This window comes from Promicromonospora sp. NPDC023987 (assembly GCF_040639055.1).
Lineage (GTDB): Bacteria > Actinomycetota > Actinomycetes > Actinomycetales > Cellulomonadaceae > Promicromonospora.
On the sequence record NZ_JBEZZF010000002.1, the window covers coordinates 151,912 to 168,032 of the forward strand.

At 71.5% G+C, this 16,121-nt stretch carries 14 protein-coding genes; all 14 read left to right on the top strand.

Annotated elements, in window-relative coordinates; all coding sequences use genetic code 11:
* The first annotated feature begins 43 nt into the window (after positions 1–43).
* A complete protein-coding gene (locus AB0F40_RS02080; RefSeq protein ID WP_357463389.1) occupies positions 44–1,642 on the top strand; it encodes a UDP-N-acetylmuramoyl-L-alanyl-D-glutamate--2,6-diaminopimelate ligase in 1,599 nt (532 codons plus the stop codon).
* 77 nt (positions 1,643–1,719) lie between these two features.
* Positions 1,720–3,186 (top strand): UDP-N-acetylmuramoyl-tripeptide--D-alanyl-D-alanine ligase, encoded by a 1,467-nt coding sequence (gene murF, locus AB0F40_RS02085; RefSeq protein WP_357463392.1) that lies wholly within the window; start codon positions 1,720–1,722, stop codon positions 3,184–3,186.
* The gene (mraY, locus tag AB0F40_RS02090; protein ID WP_357463395.1) at positions 3,183–4,265 is read left to right on the top strand and encodes a phospho-N-acetylmuramoyl-pentapeptide-transferase; all 1,083 of its coding nucleotides are present in this window, start codon (positions 3,183–3,185) and stop codon (positions 4,263–4,265) included. The genes murF and mraY overlap by 4 nt, the downstream gene beginning before the upstream one ends.
* Positions 4,262–5,743 (top strand): UDP-N-acetylmuramoyl-L-alanine--D-glutamate ligase, encoded by a 1,482-nt coding sequence (murD, locus tag AB0F40_RS02095; RefSeq protein ID WP_357463398.1) that lies wholly within the window; start codon positions 4,262–4,264, stop codon positions 5,741–5,743. The genes mraY and murD overlap by 4 nt, the downstream gene beginning before the upstream one ends.
* A gap of 19 nt (positions 5,744–5,762) precedes the next feature.
* Complete coding sequence (gene ftsW / locus AB0F40_RS02100) at positions 5,763–6,995, top strand: putative lipid II flippase FtsW (RefSeq protein WP_357463401.1); 1,233 nt, start codon at positions 5,763–5,765, stop codon at positions 6,993–6,995.
* Positions 6,996–7,108: 113 nt separating this feature from the next.
* Positions 7,109–8,272 carry an undecaprenyldiphospho-muramoylpentapeptide beta-N-acetylglucosaminyltransferase gene (gene murG, locus AB0F40_RS02105; protein WP_357463405.1) on the top strand — a complete coding sequence of 388 codons (1,164 nt, stop codon included), beginning with the start codon at positions 7,109–7,111 and terminating at the stop codon, positions 8,270–8,272.
* The gene (gene murC / locus AB0F40_RS02110; RefSeq protein WP_357463408.1) at positions 8,269–9,789 is read left to right on the top strand and encodes a UDP-N-acetylmuramate--L-alanine ligase; all 1,521 of its coding nucleotides are present in this window, start codon (positions 8,269–8,271) and stop codon (positions 9,787–9,789) included. The genes murG and murC overlap by 4 nt, the downstream gene beginning before the upstream one ends.
* Positions 9,789–10,844 (top strand): FtsQ-type POTRA domain-containing protein, encoded by a 1,056-nt coding sequence (locus tag AB0F40_RS02115; RefSeq protein WP_357463412.1) that lies wholly within the window; start codon positions 9,789–9,791, stop codon positions 10,842–10,844. The genes murC and AB0F40_RS02115 overlap by 1 nt, the downstream gene beginning before the upstream one ends.
* 194 nt (positions 10,845–11,038) lie before the next feature.
* Positions 11,039–12,391 (top strand): cell division protein FtsZ, encoded by a 1,353-nt coding sequence (ftsZ, locus tag AB0F40_RS02120; RefSeq protein WP_357463416.1) that lies wholly within the window; start codon positions 11,039–11,041, stop codon positions 12,389–12,391.
* Between the two features lie 37 nt (positions 12,392–12,428).
* Complete coding sequence (gene pgeF / locus AB0F40_RS02125) at positions 12,429–13,220, top strand: peptidoglycan editing factor PgeF (RefSeq protein WP_357463419.1); 792 nt, start codon at positions 12,429–12,431, stop codon at positions 13,218–13,220.
* Positions 13,221–13,490: 270 nt separating this feature from the next.
* The gene (locus AB0F40_RS02130; protein WP_357463421.1) at positions 13,491–13,961 is read left to right on the top strand and encodes a cell division protein SepF; all 471 of its coding nucleotides are present in this window, start codon (positions 13,491–13,493) and stop codon (positions 13,959–13,961) included.
* A 154-nt stretch (positions 13,962–14,115) separates the two neighbouring features.
* Positions 14,116–14,403, top strand: a complete 288-nt coding sequence (locus tag AB0F40_RS02135; RefSeq protein WP_357463424.1) for a YggT family protein — start codon at positions 14,116–14,118, stop codon at positions 14,401–14,403.
* A 265-nt stretch (positions 14,404–14,668) separates the two neighbouring features.
* Positions 14,669–15,313 (top strand): DivIVA domain-containing protein, encoded by a 645-nt coding sequence (locus tag AB0F40_RS02140; RefSeq protein WP_357463427.1) that lies wholly within the window; start codon positions 14,669–14,671, stop codon positions 15,311–15,313.
* Between the two features lie 181 nt (positions 15,314–15,494).
* On the top strand, positions 15,495–15,962 hold the full coding sequence (locus AB0F40_RS02145) for a TraR/DksA C4-type zinc finger protein (RefSeq protein ID WP_253871823.1): 468 nt from the start codon (positions 15,495–15,497) through the stop codon (positions 15,960–15,962).
* Positions 15,963–16,121: the final 159 nt, after the last annotated feature.

Consider the following 16,121-nt stretch of genomic DNA (forward strand, 5'->3'; position numbering starts at 1 on the left):
GACGGGACAGGACCGTCCCCTCGGACGCGGTAGGTTCTACTCCGTGACATCCCCGTTCGACCGGATCCGTCCGGCGGCCACTACCGCGCGCAAGGTCTCCGACCTCGCCGCCGCGTTCGGCCTCACCATCGCCCCAGGTCATCCCGCCGATGCCGCGGTCACCTGTGTGGCCTCGGACAACCGGGTCGCCAGGCCAGGAGACCTCTTCGTGGCCGTCCCCGGGACCCGCACGCACGGCGCGCAGTTCGCCGCCGACGCCGTCGCGCGCGGTGCCACCGCCGTCCTCACGGACGCGCGCGGCGCCGAGCTGATCGAGGGAACGGGCGTCCCCGTGCTCGTCGCCGACGAGGACCCCCGCGCCATCCTCGGCCAGGTCGCCGCCTGGGTGCTGGGCAACCCCGCCGAGCACCTGATGACCTTCGGCGTCACGGGCACGAACGGCAAGACCACCACGACCTACCAGCTCGACCACCTGCTCCGGGCGCTCGGCTGGAAGGGCGGCCTGATCGGCACCGTCGAGACGCGCTCCGGCGACCGCGTGATCCCGAGCGTCCTGACCACGCCGGAGGCCGCTGACCTGCAGGCCCTGCTCGCCGCGATGCGCGAGGACCACGTGCGCACCCTCGCCATGGAGGTCTCCTCCCACGCGCTCGCACAGCACCGCGTCGACGGCGTCGTGTTCGGCGTGGCCGGGTTCACCAACCTGACCCAGGACCACCTCGACTTCCACGGCGACTTCGAGTCGTACTTCGCCACCAAGGCCGACCTGTTCACGCCCGCCCGCGCCCGCCGCGCCGTCGTCACCATCGACGACACCTGGGGCGAGCGCATGGCCGAAGCCGCGCAGGTCCCCGTAGCGACCCTCACCACGCTTCCCGGCAAGGACGCCGACTGGACCGTGACCGACGTCGCGCCGTCGGGCACCGGGTCCGCCTTCACCCTGACCCACCGCGACGGGCGTACCCTGCGCACCTCCACCTCGCTGCCCGGCGGCTACAACGTGGCCAACGCGGCGCTCGCGGTGACCATGGTGTTGGAGGGCGGCTCCGACATCCGGGACGTGACGGAGGCGCTGGCCGCCCGCCAGGGCCTGAGCGCCACCGTCCCCGGTCGCATGGAGGTGCTAGCCACCGCGCCGCGCGTGGTCGTGGACTTCGCGCACAACACGGAGGCGCTCGAACTCAGCCTCGCCGCCCTGCGCCCGACGACGTCGGGCCGGCTCGCCGTGGTGTTCGGCGCCACGGGCGACCGCGACCCCGGCAAGCGGCCGTTCATGGGCGCCGCCGCCGTCCGCGGGGCGGACGTGGTCTACGTGACCGACGACGATCCCCACGACGAGGACCCCGCGAAGGTGCGCTCCGAGGTGCTCGCGGGCACGGGCCCGGGCGGCGCGCCCGAGCGGACCGTCGAGGGTGTGGACGGCAGCGGCTCGCGTACCGTTGAGGTCCACGAGGTCGCCCCGCGCGCGGACGCCATCCGTGCCGCGATCGCCGCGGCTGATCCGGCGGACACCGTGCTGGTCGCGGGCCGCGGGCACGAGACCGTCCAGGAGATCGCAGGCGTGGATCATCTGCTCGACGACCGGGTCGAGGCGCGCGCAGCGCTGGCCGCCCGAGCAGGGGAGCCGCAGCAGAACGTGTAGGGCCGGCAGCAGGACGTGCAACGCCAGCGGTACGTGTAACCCGAGCAGTACCCCATGCAGGAGAGGACACCACAGGCATGATCGAGCTGACTGCGGCGCAGGTCGCCGCAGCCACCGGCGGGCGGCTGCACGCCGACCCGGACGTGACGGTCACCGGGGCGGTGATCACCGACTCGCGCTCCGCCGGACCCGGTGCGCTGTTCGTGGCGCTGCCGGGCGAGCGGGTGGACGGACACGACTTCGCTGCGACCGCGGTGCAGGCGGGCGCCACGCTGGTGCTCGCCGCCCGAGAGCTGGACGGCCTGCCGACCGTCGTGGTGGACGACCCGCAGGCCGCCCTCGGCGACCTCGCCCGGCACGTCCTCGCGACCGTACGCGACCGGACCGACGGCGGAGTCGTGCCCAAGGTCGTCGCCGTGACCGGCTCGGTCGGCAAGACCACGACCAAGGACCTGCTCGGCCAGCTCCTCACCCCGGAGGCTGGTGCCGGGGGCGAAGACGCCATCGTCGTCCCCAAGGGGTCGTTCAACAACGAGATCGGCCTGCCGCTGACGGTCCTGCGGGTCACCGAGCAGACGCGCTTCCTGGTGCTAGAGATGGGTGCCGACCGCATCGGCAACATCGCGTACCTCACGCGCATCGCGCCGCCCGACGTCGGCGTCGTGCTGGCCGTCGGCGTCGCGCACGTCGGCCACTTCGGGAGCGTCGAGGCCATCGCGCAGACCAAGGGCGAGATGGTCGAGGGCGTGGTCGAGGGAGGCTCCGTGGTGCTCAACGCCGACGACCTGCGCGTCGTCACCATGGCGAACCGGGCCGCACCCGGCACCACGGTGCAGACCTTCGGCACCATCCCGTCGGCCGACGTCCGTGCCGAGGAAGTCTCCGTCGACACCGCGGGCCGCGCGAGCTTCACGCTCCGTGTCGCCCGCGCCGGCGAGGTCGACGAGCAGCGCGCCGACGTCGCGCTGGGGCTCGTGGGCGCGCACCACGTGAGCAACGCGCTCGCGGCGGCGACAGTGGCGCTGCACCTCGGCGTGACCGTGTCCGACGTCGCGCAGCGGCTCTCCGGCGCCACCGCGCTGAGCCCGCACCGGATGGCCGTCACCGAGCGGCCCGACGGCGTCACCGTGATCGACGACGCGTACAACGCGAACCCCGACTCGATGAAGGCCGCACTGCGCACGCTCGCCGTCATGTCGGGCCGTACCCGCCGCTCCGTGGCGGTGCTCGGCGAGATGCTCGAGCTCGGCGACGGTGCGCGCGCCGCGCACGACGAGATAGGCCGTCTCGTGGTACGGCTGAACATCAAGCAGCTGATCGTGGTCGGCGACGGCGCCTATCACATCCACGAGGGCGCCATGCAGGAAGGGTCCTGGGGGTCGGAGTCGATCTTCGTCCCCGACCTGGCGGCCGCCCGCTCGATGCTGGACGAGTCGCTCGAGCCCGGCGACGTCGTGCTCGTGAAGTCGTCCCTCGGTGCCGGGCTGGCCGAGCTGGGGGACCACCTGTCGATGGCTCTGACCACTAAGGACAACAACAAGTGATCGCGATCCTGGTCAGCGCCGCGGTGGCGCTGCTCGTCGCCCTGCTGGGCACACCGGTCTTCATCCGGTTCCTGGTCCACAAGAACTACGGCCAGTTCGTCCGCGAGGACGGCCCCACCGGGCACTTCACCAAGCGCGGCACGCCGACGATGGGCGGCGTCATCATGATCGCCGCGACCCTGATCGGGGTCGCGGCCTCGATGCTGGTCTCGGGCCGCCTGCCGAGCGTGTCGGCGCTGCTCGCGCTCTACCTCATGGCAGGCCTCGGCCTGGTCGGGTTCCTCGACGACTTCACCAAGATCCGCAAGCAGCGCTCGCTCGGCCTGACCGCGCGCGCCAAGCTGATCGGCCAGGGCGTCGTCGGTATCTCGTTCGCCGTGCTCGCCCTGCAGTTCCCCAACGAGAACTCGCGCACCCCGGCGTCGACCAAGATCTCGTTCCTGCGCGACACCGAGTTCGACCTGGCGTTCGCCGGCGCGACCGTCGGCCTGATCCTCTTCGTGATCTGGGCCAACCTGCTCGTGTCGGCGTGGTCCAACGCGGTCAACATCACCGACGGCCTCGACGGCCTGGCCACCGGCGTCTCGATCATCACGTTCGGCGCGTACGTGCTGGTCGGCATCTGGCAGCTCAACCAGTCGTGCCAGTTCCTCGCCACGGCGGGACCACGCTGCTACGAGGTGCGCGACCCGCAGGACCTCGCGGTCGTCGCGGCGGCCGTCACGGGCGCGTGCGTGGGCTTCCTGTGGTGGAACGCCAACCCCGCCAAGATCTTCATGGGCGACACCGGTTCGCTCGCGCTGGGCGGCGCCCTGGCCGGCCTGTCGATCCTGAGCCGCACGGAGCTGCTGGCCGTGATCATCGGCGGCATGTTCGTGCTCATCGTCTCGTCCGTGGTCATCCAGGTCGGGTTCTTCAAGATGACCGGCAAGCGGGTGTTCAAGATGGCGCCGCTGCAGCACCACTTCGAGCTGTCGGGGTGGGGCGAGGTCACGATCGTCATCCGGTTCTGGCTCATCGCGGGCCTGCTCGCGGGCCTGGGCATGGGCATCTTCTACGCGGAATGGGTCGCCCAGTGACCGGTTCGCCCGGCGCCGAAACCTACGGCACCGTGGAGCCGCGCGTCCCCCTGGCCGAGGCGCGGGTGGTCCTGGCAGGGCTCGGCGTCACCGGGCGGTCGCTCCAGCGGATCCTGACGCCGCGCGTCGCGTCGCTGGTCACCGTCGACGACAAGGCCGACGACGCGGACCACGCCGGGCTAGACGCCTCCGCTGCGGCCGGCGTGCTGGCGCGGGCCGACCTGCTGGTCGCCTCGCCGGGCTTCGCGCCGCACCACCCGGTCATCGCGGCTGCGCTGGCCGCGGACGTACCCGTGTGGAGCGAGGTCGAGCTCGCGTGGCGGCTGCGGGTCGACCGGCTGGGCTCCGACAAGCCCGCGCAGTGGCTCGGCATCACCGGGTCCAACGGCAAGACGACCACCGTCGAGATGCTGGCCGCCATCCTGCGGGCCGCGGGCCTGCGTACCGCCGCCGTGGGGAACGTCGGTCGCTCCCTCGTGGAGGCGGCGCTCGACCCCGCGCTCGACGTCGTGGCGGTGGAGCTCTCCAGCTTCCAGCTCCACTTCACCCACACGATGTCTCTCGAGGCCGGCGCGGTCCTGAACGTCTCGCCCGACCACCTCGACTGGCACGGCTCCGTCGACGCGTACACGCGCGACAAGGGCCGGATCTTCGAGCGCGTCCAGGTGGCCTGCGTCTACAACGTCGCCGACCCGAAGACCGAGGAGCTGGTGCGCGAGGCCGACGTCGTCGAGGGCGCACGCGCCGTCGGCTTCGTGGCCGGCGCGCCCCGCCCCGGCGACCTCGGGCTGGTCGACGACGTGCTCGTGGACCGCGCCTTCCACGCCGCCGACGCCGATCCCGACCGCCGCAGGAGCGCCGCGGAGCTCGGCACGCTCGCCGACCTGAAGCAGCTCGGCGACCAGGGCGGCGTCGTGCCGACCCACATCGTGGCGGACGCGCTGGCCGCCGCCGCGCTGGCCCGTGCACACGGCGTCCCCGCCGCCGCCGTCCGCGACGGGCTGCGGTCCTTCGGCCCGAGCGAGCACCGCATCCAGCGCGTGGCCACGGCGGACGACGTCACGTACGTGAACGACTCCAAGGCGACGAACGCGCACTCCGCGGCGGCCTCGCTGGCGGGTTTCGCCCACGGCACGGTGGTCTGGATCGCCGGCGGTCTGGCCAAGGGGGCGACGTTCGACGAGCTGGTGTCCTCCCGCGCCGACCGTATGCGCGCGGCGGTGGTCATCGGGGCGGACCCGCGGCCGCTGGCCGACACGCTGGCCCGACACGCGCCGCAGATCCCGGTGGTGGTGATCGATCCCGGTGACACTGGGACGGTGATGCGCCGGGCGGTAGCCGCAGCGCGGGACCTGGCACAGCCGGGGGACACCGTGCTGCTGGCGCCGGCGGGTGCGTCGCAGGACCAGTTCACCTCGTACGCCCAGCGCGGCGAGGAGTTCGCACGCGTGGTGCATGAGCTCACCATCACGCACTGACCCGCGGGGAGGACGGCGGATGGCCACGACGGGAACGAGCCGTAGCGCCACCGAGCGTTCCTGGCTGGGTCAATGGAACTCGAACGTCTCCAGCTACTACCTCCTGGTGGGCACCACCGGCCTGCTGACCGTGATCGGCCTGATCATGGTGCTGTCCAGCTCGACGGTGACGTCGATCGCCGACGGCGCGTCGCCGTACGCGGCGTTCCTGGTCCAGGCGCAGTACGCGCTGATCGGCCTGCCCGTGCTCCTCGTCGCCGCGCACCTGCCCGTCCGCTGGTACAAGCGCCTCGCGCTGCCCGGGCTCGTCGTGGCGCTGGGCCTGCTCGTCGCCGTGATCTTCCTGGGCGAGGTCAGGAACGGGCAGCAGAACTGGCTCCCGCTCGGCTCGTTCGCCTTCCAGCCGTCCGAGCTCGCCAAGCTCGCCCTCGCGATCTGGCTCGGCACGGTGCTGGGCCGCAAGCAGCCGCTGCTGGGCAGGTGGTCGCACGCGATCATGCCGGCGGTGCCTGGCGCGGTCGTCGTGCTCGGCCTGGTGCTCGCCGGCGGCGACCTGGGCACGGCGCTCGTGATGGGCCTCCTGGTGGCGGGGGCCTTCTTCGTGGCGGGCGTGCCACTCTCCTTCATGGCGCTCGCCAGCGCACTCGCGGCGTTCGTCGTGGGCTACGTGTTCATCCTGCAGCAGGGCAGCGGGGACCGGCTGCAGCGCATCATCGCGACCTACGGCGCCGAGTGCGACAAGGCATCGGAGTGCTACCAGTCCCTGCACGGCCTCTTCGGGCTGGGCACCGGTGGGCTGTTCGGGGTGGGCCTGGGCGGGAGCCGCGAGAAGTGGAGCTATCTGCCCGAGGCGCACAACGACTTCATCTTCGCGGTGATCGGCGAGGAGCTCGGCCTGTTCGGCACGGTGCTGGTCCTGACGCTGTTCGGCGTGCTCGGGCTGGCGATGAGCCGGGTGATCCGGCGGCACACGGATCCGTTCGTCAAGGTGGCCACGGCCGCCGTCGGCTGCTGGATCGTGGGCCAGGCCTTCGTGAACATCGGCGTGGTGATCGGCGTCCTGCCGGTGATCGGCGTACCGCTCCCGCTGGTGTCCGCCGGTGGTTCCGCACTGATCACCACGATGGCCGCCCTCGGGATGGTGATCTCTTTCGCCCGGACCGAACCAGGGGCTGCCAAGGCACTGTCTGCACGCGGTAGCGTCGTCCGCAAGTCACTGGCTGTGCTGGGCGGCGCGGTTCGTAGACGGTAGAAATGTGCACGGTGGCTCCATCCATGACGAGATCCGGCACCTCAGATCCCGTCCGGCGGGGCCGCGCGCACCGATCCGCCCGGAACGTACGTCCGGGCGACGACGAGAAGGTGATGATGAGCTCAGCAGTTGTGTCGGTGGTGCTCGCCGGTGGCGGTAGCGCGGGACACGTGAACCCCTTGCTCGCGGTGGCCGACGAGGTGCGGCGCCGGGAGCCCGGCGCGCGCGTGCTCGCGCTCGGTACCACGACCGGCCTGGAGGCCGAGCTCGTGCCCGCCCGCGGCTACGAGCTGCGCCCCGTCCCGCGCGTGCCGATGCCGCGTCGGCCGAGCCCCGACCTGCTGCGGCTGCCGGGCAGGCTGGCCGCCGCCGTGAAGGTGGCGGAGGACGCGATCGACGAGATCGGCGCGCAGGCCGTGATCGGTTTCGGTGGGTACGTGGCCACCCCGGCGTACCTCGCGGCCAAGCGCAAGGGCGTGCCGATCGTGATTCACGAGCAGAACGCCCGGCCGGGCCTGGCCAACCGGCTCGGCGCGCGGTGGGCGGCCCGCGTGGGCCTCACGTTCGCCGGCACGCCGTTGCGCGGCGGCGTCCTGACGGGCCTGCCGCTGCGACAGGCCATCGCTGCCCTGGTGCACGAGCGGGAGGCCGACGCGGCGGGTGCGCGGACCCGGGCCGCCACCGAGCTGGGCCTGGACCCGGCGCTGCCGACCCTCGTGGTCACGGGCGGCTCCCTCGGCGCACTGAACCTGAACCGCGCGGTGTCGGGCGCCGCGGCCCAGATCCTCGCCGCGGGCGCGCAGGTGCTGCACCTGACCGGCAAGGGCAAGAGCGACGAGGTGCGCGAGACGCTGGCGGCGGTCCCCGCCCTCGACGACCGGCGCTACCAGGTCCGCGAGTACCTGGAGCAGATGGAGCTCGCCTACGCGGTCGCGGACCTGGTGGTCTGCCGCTCCGGCGCGGGCTCGGTGGCCGAGCACGCTGCGCTCGGCATCCCTGCCGTCTACGTGCCGCTGCCGATCGGGAACGGCGAGCAGCGGCTCAACGCGGCCCCGCTGGTGGAGGCGGGCGGCGGTCTTCTGGTGGACGACGCGGACCTCACATCCGACTGGGTGTCCACCCACGTTCCTACGCTGCTCGCAGACCGCGAGCGGCTCGGTGTCATGGCGAAGGCCGCACGATCGGCCGGCACCAGCGACGGCGCGGCACGCGTCGTCGATCTCGTCGAGCAAGCCGTACGGTCAGCAGGTACCGACACCACGGAGGTCAGGTCATGAGCACCACGGTCACGGATCAGATGACGGGTCAGGTCGCACAGCTCGGACGCGTGCACATGATCGGCATAGGCGGGGCGGGCATGTCCGTCGTAGCGCGGCTGCTCGCCGGGCGCGGTGTGTCCGTCCAGGGTTCGGACGCCGCCGAGTCGGAGACGCTGGAGGCCCTGCGGGCCGCGGGCGTCAAGGTGTGGGTCGGCCATGATCCGGCCCACCTCACGGGCGTGGACTCCGTGGTCATCTCCAGCGCGGTCCACGAGGACAACCCGGAGCTCGCCGCCGCACGCGCCCGCCGCCTGAACGTGCTGCACCGCTCCCAGGCGCTGGCCGCCCTGATGGAGGGGTCGCGTGGCGTCGCCGTCGCCGGTGCGCACGGCAAGACGACGACGTCGGCCATGATCGCGACGATCCTGCGCGAGGCGGGCCTCGACCCGTCGTACGCCATCGGCAGCACCGTGCGCACGGCAACGGGTTCGACGCCGGGTGGTCACCTGGGCTCGTCCGACGTGCTCGTCGCCGAGGCCGACGAGTCGGACGGCTCGTTCCTCAACTACACGCCCACCATCGCGGTGGTGACGAACGTCGAGGCGGACCACCTGGACCACTACGGGACGCCGGAGGCGTTCAACGGGGCCTTCATCCGCTTCGCGCGCCGGCTGGTGAACGACGGCTGGCTCATCGCGTGCGCCGACGACGAGGGTTCGCTCTCGGTGGGCGCCACGATCTGCGCCACCGGCGGTCACGTCATCACCTACGGCACCCACGACACCGCACGCGTGCGGGTCACGGACATCTCGACCACCGCGGAGGGCACCACGGCCGTCCTGCGCGGCGACATCCTCGGCACCAACGAGCAGGTGGCCGACGGCGCCGGCGTCTCCGGCACGGTGCCGGGCATCCCGATGCGGCTCTCGGTCCCCGGCAAGCACAACGTGCTCAACGCGACCGCCGCCGTGATCGCCGCGGTGAAGCTGGGCGTGGAGCCCAGGCAGGCGGTCGCCGGCGTGGAGGCGTTCGTCGGCACGGGGCGTCGCTTCGAGGAGAAGGGTCTCGCCGACGGCGTGCGCGTCGTCGACGACTACGCCCACCACCCCACGGAGGTCCGGGCGGTCCTGACGGCGGCACGCGAGATCGCCGACGGCGGTCGCGTGCTCGTCCTGTTCCAGCCGCACCTCTATTCGCGCACACGGATCTTCGCCGACAAGTTCGCGCAGGAGCTGGCCGCTGCCGACGAGGTGGTGGTCACGGACGTCTACGGGGCGCGCGAGGAGCGCGACCCGTCGATCACGCCCAGCACGATCGTCGACCTGATGACCGACCACGGCGCCGTCTACGCGGTGCCGGACCGGCTCGACGCCGCGCACGCGATCGCGGATCTCGCTCGACCGGGTGACGTGGTGCTCACGGTCGGTGCCGGTGACGTGACCCAGCTCGGTCCCGCCGTCCTGGCGCGCCTGGCCGGCCGCGTGGCCGACCTCGACTCGGCGGCCGCCCCGACCTCGGGGCTGGGCGAGGACTGATGCGCCCGCCCGCGCGTCCTCGCGCCGCGGGCACGGCACGGCCGCGCCCCGCAGGCCAGGGTCCGGCACAGCAAGGAAAGAAGGACCAGGAGGCCAAGGGCTCGACGACCCGAGGCGCCCCGGCGCAGGAGCCCGCCCAGCGGGTCCCTGCGCCGGCCCGGCCGGGCCGCGGCACGGCCTCCGGCACGAGAGCGTCCGCCCAGCGGCCTCCGGCCGGCGAGCCGGTGCAGCTGGCGCCGTCCGCCCAGGCGAAGCGGCCGGCGAGCCGTCCCGGCACCGGCCGCCCGGCGCCGTCGGGCACCCGCGACGACGTGGTCTCGGACCAGCTGGCCGATCGTCTCGCCGAGCGCACGGCGATGGCCCGCTATCGCGTGTGGCGCCGCATCGGCTGGACCGTCGCGGCGGTAGCGGTCGCCGCGGGGCTGGTCTGGGTGGCGTTCTTCTCGCCGCTGCTCGCGCTCGACCCGGAGCAGGTGCGGGTGTCCGGGCAGGGCACGACCGTCGACGTCGAGCAGGTGCGCGCTGCCGTGACGGACGAGGCGGGCGTGCCGCTGCCACGGATCGACACGGTGCGCCTGCGCGAGGAGATCCTCGCCATGAAAGCCGTCAAGAACGTGGAGATCACGCGGTCCTGGCCGGACGGCCTGGCGGTGGCACTCACCTCCCGCGAGCCGGTGGCGGCGGTACCCCAGGCGGGCGACATGTACGCCCTGATGGACGCGGAGGGCGTGCAGGTGGGCACGGCCGAGGAGGCTCCGGACGACCTGCCCTCGATCGTGGTCTCGCTCGCCGACGGTCCGGCCGGCCGCCGCGCCATGGACGCGGCGCTCGAGGTGCTCGGGGCCCTGCCGTCGCAGCTGACCGCCGACATCCAGACGGTGAGCGCCGCGACACAGGACGACGTGCGCACCACGCTGTCGGACGGGCGCGTGATCCGGTGGGGGAGCGGGGCGCAGGTCGAGCTCAAGACCAAGGTGGCGCAGACGCTGCTGCGTGTTGAGCCGTCGGCGAAGACCATCGACGTGTCGTCGCCGGACCTGCCGGTCACGAACTGACCGTCCAAATGACATCCATGTGATTTCTCGCGTGCATCGTTGCGCGACACGCGCAACGATGTCTTCGACACACCACGGCGGCACACCTACCGTCGAACACAGCAGCAACCTGACATAACTCTAACCCTCTACCTCAACCTGAGAGTTTAAGGGATGAGAGTCGGGACTCGGGACCCGAATCGAAAGGCGACGACGTGGCAACTCCGCAGAACTACCTGGCAGTAATCAAGGTGGTCGGTATCGGCGGCGGTGGTGTGAACGCCGTCAACCGCATGATCGAGGTCGGCCTCAAGGGCGTCGAGTTCATCGCGATCAACACTGACGCACAGGCACTCCTGATGTCCGACGCCGACGTCAAGCTCGACGTCGGCCGGGAGCTCACGCGCGGCCTGGGCGCCGGCGCGGACCCTGAGGTCGGCAAGAAGGCCGCCGAGGACCACGCCGAGGAGATCGAGGACGTCCTCCGTGGCGCCGACATGGTCTTCGTCACCGCGGGCGAGGGCGGCGGCACCGGCACGGGCGGCGCTCCCGTGGTCGCGCGCATCGCGCGTTCGCTCGGCGCGCTGACCGTCGGGGTCGTGACCCGTCCGTTCACGTTCGAGGGCCGCCGCCGCGCGGTGCAGGCAGAGAGCGGCATCGAGAACCTGCGTGACGAGGTCGACACGCTGATCGTGATCCCGAACGACCGGCTCCTGTCGATGTCGGACCGGAACGTGTCGGCCATCGCGGCGTTCCACTCGGCCGACCAGGTCCTGCACTCCGGTGTCCAGGGCATCACGGACCTCATCACCACGCCCGGCCTGATCAACCTGGACTTCGCGGACGTGAAGTCGGTCATGCAGGGTGCGGGCTCCGCGCTCATGGGCATCGGCTCGGCACGGGGCGAGGACCGCGCGGTGCAGGCCGCGGAGCTGGCGATCTCGTCGCCGCTGCTCGAGGCCTCGATCGACGGCGCGCACGGTGTGCTGCTGTCGATCCAGGGTGGTAGCGACCTCGGTCTCTTCGAGGTGCACGAGGCAGCACGGCTGGTGCAGGAGGCCGCGCACCCCGAGGCGAACATCATCTTCGGCACGGTCATCGACGACGCCCTGGGCGACGAGGTGCGCGTCACGGTCATCGCAGCGGGCTTCGACGGTGGTCTGCCCAAGGAGCGCAAGGACAACCGCGCGCTCGGTCAGGTGGCCGGTGCGGTCGCCGCGCCGACCCCCGCCGCGACTCGGAGCCCCGCCACGGCGCCGGTTCCGCTGCCCGACGTGTCGGACGCGGCGCGCCGCGTGCCCGAGCACCACGGCGGGAACGGGATGCCGCCGTCGGTTCCGCCGGCACCGCAGCCGTCTCCTGTGTCGACGCTGCCCCGGGTGATCGACGACGAGGGTTCGGACGACGTGCCGCGCACGCTGGACGAGCCGGCCGTCGTGGTGCAGGGCTCGTTCAACCGGCAGGAGGTCTCGCGCGAGCAGGGCGAGCGCGTCGAGGTCCCGCCGCTCTACGACGAGAACCCGCGCCGGACCTCCGAGGACCTGGACGTCCCCGACTTCCTGAAGTGACCGGACCCGAACCTGTCTGCCGGGTACCCTCGCACACGTGAGCGACACCCGGACTCTTGCAGGCGTGCACCCCGTCGATCTAGGCGACGGGGTGCACGCCTTTTTCACGACCGGCACGGGCGGCGTCTCGCCGGCCCCCTGGTCGACACCGGGCGAGGGCGGCCTGAACCTCGGCCTGAACGTGGCCGACTCCGCCGAGCGGGTGGCGGTCAACCGTTCCCTGGCCGCCGAGCGGCTCGGCGCGCCCGTTGCCTTCGCCACCCAGGTCCATGGCGACCGGGTGCTCGAGCTCGGTCCGGCCGAGCGCACCCGGTGGGCAGCCGACCGGCCACCGGCATCGGCAGGGGAGGCCGATGCGCTCGTCACCGCCGAGCGTGGCCTCGGCCTCGGCGTCCTGGTGGCCGACTGCGTGCCGGTCCTGCTCGCCGACCCGGAGGCGCGGGTGGTCGGGGTGGCCCATGCCGGCCGTAACGGTGTGCTGTCCGGTGTGGTGCACCGCGCGCTGGACACGCTCGTCGCCCGGGGCGCCGACCCGGCGCGCGTGCGCGCCGTCGTGGGGCCGGCGGTCTGCGGGAAGTGCTACGAGGTGCCTGCCGCGATGCGTGACGAGGTGGCGGCGGCCGTACCGGCGACCTTCGCGACCACGAGCACGGGCACGCCGGGGCTCGACCTGCCGTCCGGGGTGGTCGCGCAGCTCGCCGCCCGCGGTGTCACGGCCGCGCGCGTCGAGCGCTGCACGCTCGAGGACCCCGAGCTGTTCTCGCACCGCCGGGCCACCGCGGCGGGTACCACAACCGGACGGCAAGCTGGCATCATCGCGCTCATTTGACCGCCCTCTGCCCGGTTCCGGGGGCCCGCGACACGCCGACAGTAACGCGCTGACCTGCGAAATCACACTGATGTCGTTTTTAGCGAGCAATCGCTGAACAACTTTGGCAAAGTTGTTCGTGGCACGGCGTGTCGCGCTTCCGGGTCGGATTGCGCCGGGCTACTTTTGTCAAGGCGACCTCGACCAGGGGTCAAGGTCGGATCTGCTGTACGGATCCGCCGGACACCGAGACAGAAGGACGCGCAGCAGGCGACGAACGGAGAAAGAGCGATGGCCGGAGCACTTCGCAAGACCATGCTGTATCTGGGCCTCGCCGACGATCAGGGCGAGCAGGAGTACCTCGACGAGTACGACGAGGGCCTGGAGGAAAACGTGGAGGATCACCGGCACGCGCAGGTCACGCCGCTGCACCGCGACGGTGTGCCGCGTGAGGCACTGTCTTCCTCGGACCTGCGCCGCATCACGACGGTGCACCCGCGGTCGTACAACGACGCGCGGAGCATCGGCGAGGCCTTCCGCGCCGGTACCCCCGTCATCATGAATCTCTCCGACATGGACGACGCCGACGCCAAGCGTCTGGTCGACTTCTCCGCCGGCCTGATCTTCGGTCTGCACGGCTCGATCGAGCGGGTGACCAACAAGGTCTTCCTGCTCTCGCCCGAGCACGTGGAGATCGCGGCCGAGGAGCAGGTTCCCGCCGAGAAGCCGAACGGACGCGGCGGCTTCTACAACCAGAGCTGAGCCCGACACGTCGGGACGATGACTGAGGGGCGGTCGCTGCGGCGGCCGCCCCTCACTCATGTCCGCCCGCGGGGGGCGCGTCCGGGGCCGGTCGACGGACTCGCGCGGCGCGCAGCCGGGCAGTTCGCGCTACTCCCAGCCGGGACAGGTTAGGTTGTCCCTTGTGATCTGGGACTTCATCGGCTTCCTGCTGTGGCTCTTCCTGCTGTTCCTCATCGGACGGCTCATCTTCGACTGGGTGCAGTTCTTTGCCCGGGACTGGCGGCCTCGTGGTGTGCTGCTCGTGATCGCCGAGGCGATCTACACGGTCACCGACCCGCCTCTCCGGTTACTGCGCCGCCTGATCCCGCCGTTGCGGCTGGGGCAGGTGCAGCTGGACCTGGCGTTCATCGTCCTGTTCTTCGGCGTCTCGCTGCTCTCGTCACTCGTCGGTCAGTTCTAGTGCCGACCGGCCACGTGTTGAATCTGTGCTGGTTCGATGCGTGCCCGATCGGCGGCAGGTGGCGAGGCCCGCGGAAACATTGACCGATGCATGGATGCGGCCTGGGGTGACACGGCACACTCTGTGAGGAAATCGTGCCCGGGGGTGCTCCCGGTATCCCGCGCCGATGTCGTCCGCTACCGTGGGCTTCGGCGGAGGGCGCGCGGCTGGGCAGCGCCGACGTCCGTGATCTGCGTTCCTACGTTCTAACTTTCGAGGTGACACGATGGCACTGCTTACTGCAGAGGACATCCTCAACAAGAAGTTCTCCGCGACGAAGTTCCGCGAAGGCTACGACGTCGAGGAGGTCGACGACTTCCTCGACGAGGTCGTGCGGACCCTGACCAACGTCCAGGAGGAGAACGAGGGCCTCCGGCAGAAGGTCGCAGCCGCCGAGCGGCGGATCGCCGAGCTCTCGCGCAACGACGCCGCCAGCCCCGCTCGGGCCCAGGCTGCGCCCGTCGCCGCACCGGTCATGCCGTCGGGTCCGGCCGCCGGCCTCAAGGGCAACGGCCCGGAGCCGGAGTCCGCTACCGGGATGCTCCAGCTGGCACAGAAGCTGCACGACGACTACGTGCGCTCCGGCCAGGAGGAGGGCGACCGACTCATCACCGAGGCCAAGACCGAAGGTGCGCGCATCGTGCGCGACGCCGAGGAGACCTCCCACCGCACGCTCTCCCAGCTCGAGCAGGAGCGTTCGCTCCTCGAGCGCAAGATCGACGAGCTGCGCGTCTTCGAGCGCGACTACCGCACGCGGCTCAAGAGCTTCCTGCAGAACCTGCTCGGGGACCTCGACGCGCGCGGCTCGGCTCTGCCGCCGCAGAACAACCAGCGGTCCGGCCGTCCGGCCGAGATGGCTCAGGGCATCTGACAGCAGTACCCGTCGAGCACGGCGGCCGGGCGTCCCCACCTCACGCCCGGCCGCCGCGCACGATGAGCCAGTCGCACCCATGATTGGGGCACGCCACATCGGCGTGCCCCGTTGTGCGTCCGGCCGCTTGTGCTTACGCTTCGTGGACTTGACCACCGGGGGCGACCGCGAAGGGGAACCCATGACCAAGATCTCGACTGCGACACGAGCCGCGATCAAGCAAGAGTTCCCGAACCTGACACGTGACGTGAAGAAGTTCCCCGTCCGTGAAGGCGAAGAACCCTGGACCGCGCGCGAGGCCGAAGAGCTGGCCGCGCTGCTCCTCGAAGACAAGGAGCGGCTGGAACGCGAGCTGGAGACGGCCGACCGCGAGCTGTCCGACCTGTTGCGGAACTCCGGTGACGGCGCCGGTGACGACCAGGCCGACTACGGCTCGAGCGCCCTGGAGCGCGAGCAGGAGCTCACGCTCGTCAACAACATGCGTGACCTGCTGGACCAGACCAACCACGCGCTCGACCGGATCCGGAAGGGCACGTACGCCACGTGCGAGGTCACGGACCTGCCCATCGGCAAGGCACGGCTCCAGGCCTTCCCGCGGGCGACGCTGTCGGTCGAGGCCAAGGCGCGCGAGGAGCGGCGCGGAGCCTGACCGGTCGACGTCAGGACCCTGCGGCGCGCCACCTCGAAATTCCGATATCAATTCTGTGATGTCCGGGTTACGGGTATTCCTGGCGCAATGCCGCGGGGTTCGGTCCTGGAATGTCGGAATGTGGCCTCTGTGTGCCCCGTCACGTTCCAATTGACAGGG